This is a genomic window from Staphylococcus simiae, from assembly GCF_002902085.1.
GTDB classification, from domain to species: Bacteria; Bacillota; Bacilli; order Staphylococcales; family Staphylococcaceae; genus Staphylococcus; species Staphylococcus simiae.
On record NZ_PPQR01000155.1, the window covers coordinates 1,215 to 4,634 of the forward strand.

The 3,420-nt window shown below is 27.7% G+C and carries 3 protein-coding genes and 1 pseudogene; 1 reads left to right on the forward strand and 3 read right to left on the reverse strand.

Going from position 1 to position 3,420, the window contains the following annotated elements; genetic code table 11:
- Positions 1-138 precede the first annotated feature (138 nt).
- Positions 139-495: a DoxX family protein gene (locus CD113_RS12475; RefSeq protein WP_095092761.1), complete on the forward strand. Its 357-nt coding sequence runs from the start codon at positions 139-141 to the stop codon at positions 493-495.
- A 44-nt stretch (positions 496-539) separates the two neighbouring features.
- Here CD113_RS12475 and CD113_RS12480 read toward each other — a convergent pair.
- The 3 genes and pseudogenes from CD113_RS12480 to CD113_RS12490 form a co-directional block, all read right to left on the reverse strand.
- Positions 540-1,681 (reverse strand): annotated as a pseudogene (locus CD113_RS12480) (IS3 family transposase).
- Positions 1,682-1,782: 101 nt separating this feature from the next.
- Entirely contained in the window at positions 1,783-2,397 is a 615-nt protein-coding gene (locus CD113_RS12485; protein WP_002464474.1) for an MFS transporter, read from the reverse strand.
- A gap of 274 nt (positions 2,398-2,671) precedes the next feature.
- Entirely contained in the window at positions 2,672-3,193 is a 522-nt protein-coding gene (locus CD113_RS12490) for a hypothetical protein (RefSeq protein WP_002464473.1), read from the reverse strand.
- Positions 3,194-3,420: the final 227 nt, after the last annotated feature.

The following is a 3,420-nucleotide window of genomic DNA, read 5'->3' on the forward strand; positions in this document are numbered from 1 at the left end:
AAATTAGATTATTAGGTAATATTGGATTATCGATTGTCCTCAATTTAACTACAATTAGTTGAATTGGGGACGAATCTAATATACTAAACAAGAGTAAAATTTAATTTTTTAATTTAACATTTAAAGGAGATAATAAAAATGAGAATTGCAATGCTTTTGATTAGAGTTATGTTGGGAATAACATTTATAGCTTATGGTAGCCAGATGGTTTTTAGTGGTTTTGGTGAACCAATGGCTATGATGACAAAATTAGGATTCCCCGCATTCTTTGGTATCTTATTAGGATTATTTGAATTTATCGGAGGAATATTACTAGTCTTAGGAGTTCTTACTAATTATGTTTCTGTGGGAATTATCGTAGTAATGTTAGGAGCACTCTTCTATATTCATATTCATCAAGGTTATATTGCTTCTCAATACGTAATTACTTTAATAGTAATGAGTATTGCTGTAATACTTTCAAATAGTTGGAAAAAAATTATACAAATATATTAAGGCACTGAACCCTTAAAACGGGAACTTAATAAAAACACTATATTCTAGGCTGCTAATTTTCTAAAATCTATAGGAGAAAAGTAGCCTAGTTTTTGTTGAATTCTAAATTTATTATAATAATCAATGAATTTTTCCACAATATCAATTACAATGTTATTAGAGCTACTAAGCTCATTGTTGAGATAAAAGGTTTCACACTTTAGCGAGGAATGGAAACTTTCTATCGGGGCATTGTCAGCAGGTGTTCCCTTACGGAACATGCTTCTGATAATGCCTTTTCTTCGCATAAGTGATAGTAAGAATACGATGTATATACACTTCCTTGATCGCTATGTAGTATACAACCCTCAGGTAGATCTAGTTGATTTAATGTTTCATTAACTAAATTTTGATCCTGCTTAGTTCCTATTTTATACGCCACAATCTCTCCGTTGTAAAGATTCCATAATTGAAGATAAATATAACATCGAATTACCGAACGGTAGATAAGTAATGTCTGTTGTTAATACTTCCATAGGTTGTTCAGCTTGAAATTGTCTTTGTAATAAATTATCTGTTTTATAATAAGAAGGACCAGATTTTTTAGACTTTTTAGGTCTAACTCGACAATTCAAATTGTTCTCCTGCATAATTCTCTGAATTCGTTTATGATTAACAGGTACAGAAGATGATTGATTAATTAGCGCTGTAATCTTACGATAACCGTAGGTGAAATTGTTCTCTTCGCATAATTCAATAACTTTTTCAGTAGTATAGTCTATTTTAGTTTGATTTATTTTCCATCGATAATATGTCGATGTGGGTATGTTTAAAACCTCAAGTATCATTTTGATTGAATACTTATCCTTCAATTCTTTTACTAATTCTATAACTACTGCTGGAACCACTTCCTTTCCAATTCTTTGTACTTTTTTAAAATGTTCAATTCAACATCTTTTCTTTTAAGCTCTAATTTTAGTTTTTCAAATTCACTTAATTCTTCAATACCCTTGCCATAACTGTACTGTTTTCCTACTTGTTGAGAAAATCTATAACTTTCTCCATTTCGATACCAACGCCACCATTTATCGACCTGTGTTCTATTTCTAATATTTAAAGTCTCCATAATTTCTTTTGTGGTATATCCAGCTGTCTTCATTTCAATAACTTTATTTTTAGTTTCTAGTGAATAAGATACTCTTTTCATAGGAAAACACCTCCGTTTAGATTCATTTTACACGAATTCAACGGAAGTGTTTTTATTTTATTCCCACTAATTGGGGTCAGCTCATTATGTTTAGCGTTCTTTTATTTTTTTAACATTGTAATGCTTGAATCTTTAATGATATCAATTAGAGAGATTTTACTATCTTCAGTTAAACGTTGTTCATTTTTACTAATCTTTACAAAAGCGCTTAAATATATTGTTAAAATTGATGAGCAGATTCCAGCTAATACAAACGGTAAGAATTCATTCGCTTTATAAAAAAAACTTAATAAAGGAGAAATTATAATGATGAATAAAATAAATATTTTAGTATTATTGAAAAGAACCTTTGAAAAGTCACTTTGTTTTACTGATTGACTGATCCACGATTCAAATGTTTCTGAGAATAACGTCTCAGACAAAGCCCAAGTTAGTAATAATATTATTAGTATCAGTACATTAGAGGAAAGTGGAAATAAAATCCAAGTTATTGAGAGACATACGAAAGAAGTTATTAAATTGAATTTAATTCCAATTTTATCAGCAATCTCACCGGAAGGCACCTCAAATATGAATTTCATTATTTCAAAAACAGTTCCTATTACTCCTAACAAAAAAAGGTTATATCCAGAATTATACAAATATATAATCCAAATCGGAGCATAAAACCCAATAGTAAAACCTCTTAAAAGTGAAACTATATATAGCTCTTTCATACTAACTATACAACTCCTTTAAATATGTAGGCTTTGTCTTTTTTTAGAAAACATCACTTTTAAGAGTTTGGCATTTACATATCTAATAAAAGGCTCATATGATCTGTCTTCTGAAAAATTTAAGTTTAAAGCTTTTATTAGTTCATAAAACTCATGATCATCATTGGAAATTTTTTTAATAATTGATAGTTATTGTATTCGTTGAATTGTCAAGTTAAATATCAGAAAATTTTATAAATTTAGACTTAATTTAAAAACTTATTATACTGAAGGATTATTCGGTTTTCGGTTCTAGTATTGAATTAACTTTATGGTCTTTTTGTATTTCTAACATATTTAAATCATCAACATCTTTAAACTTATCTGCCTTTCCCTCTTTAATAGTTAAATCATACATAAAAAATTTATTATCCTTTTCTTCCAACTGATATACATACCAATCTTTTTTATCTTTACTATTTAAGTTATCAATCTCAACAGTTTGATATCCAAAATTTTGAATATCTAATATTTCTCTGTCCATCTTAGGAAGTAATAAAAATTGTTTTCCATCAACTTCTTTTAATTGATATTGTCCTCTAAATTCTTGACCAGCATTATATTTACCCTGAGCTGATTTTACTATCAATTCATTATCTTTACCAAACTCCATAGTTGCATCAAGTTTATTATTTTGAATTACATTAAACTTTTTGCCATCTAAATCAGATTTACCACATCCATATAAACTCACAATGGCTAACATAAAAACGAGTATCAAAAATATTGATTTATAATTTAGTTCAAATATTTTCATATCAATACCTCCAATTAAATAAACTAATTATATTATATTATATAAAATTAATAAAAGTAAGCTGCTTAAGCTGCTATAGTTTATTTTTTTGCCTGGCTTTTATGATTATTCACATTGTTCTTATCACTAAAATTAATTAGGTTTGGAAAACTTCGTGAAAATGAATTAATAAGAATATACCTTTTAATATGATTTTATTTTAAAGGTTAAAAATATAGAAAATATGT

Bases quoted from the DNA above. Each gene is read 5' to 3' on its own strand.
- CD113_RS12485 (WP_002464474.1), bottom strand. From the start codon at position 2,397: ATGAAAGAGCTATATATAGTTTCACTTTTAAGAGGTTTTACTATTGGG.
- CD113_RS12490 (WP_002464473.1), bottom strand. From the start codon at position 3,193: ATGAAAATATTTGAACTAAATTATAAATCAATATTTTTGATACTCGTT.
- CD113_RS12475 (WP_095092761.1), top strand. From the start codon at position 139: ATGAGAATTGCAATGCTTTTGATTAGAGTTATGTTGGGAATAACATTT.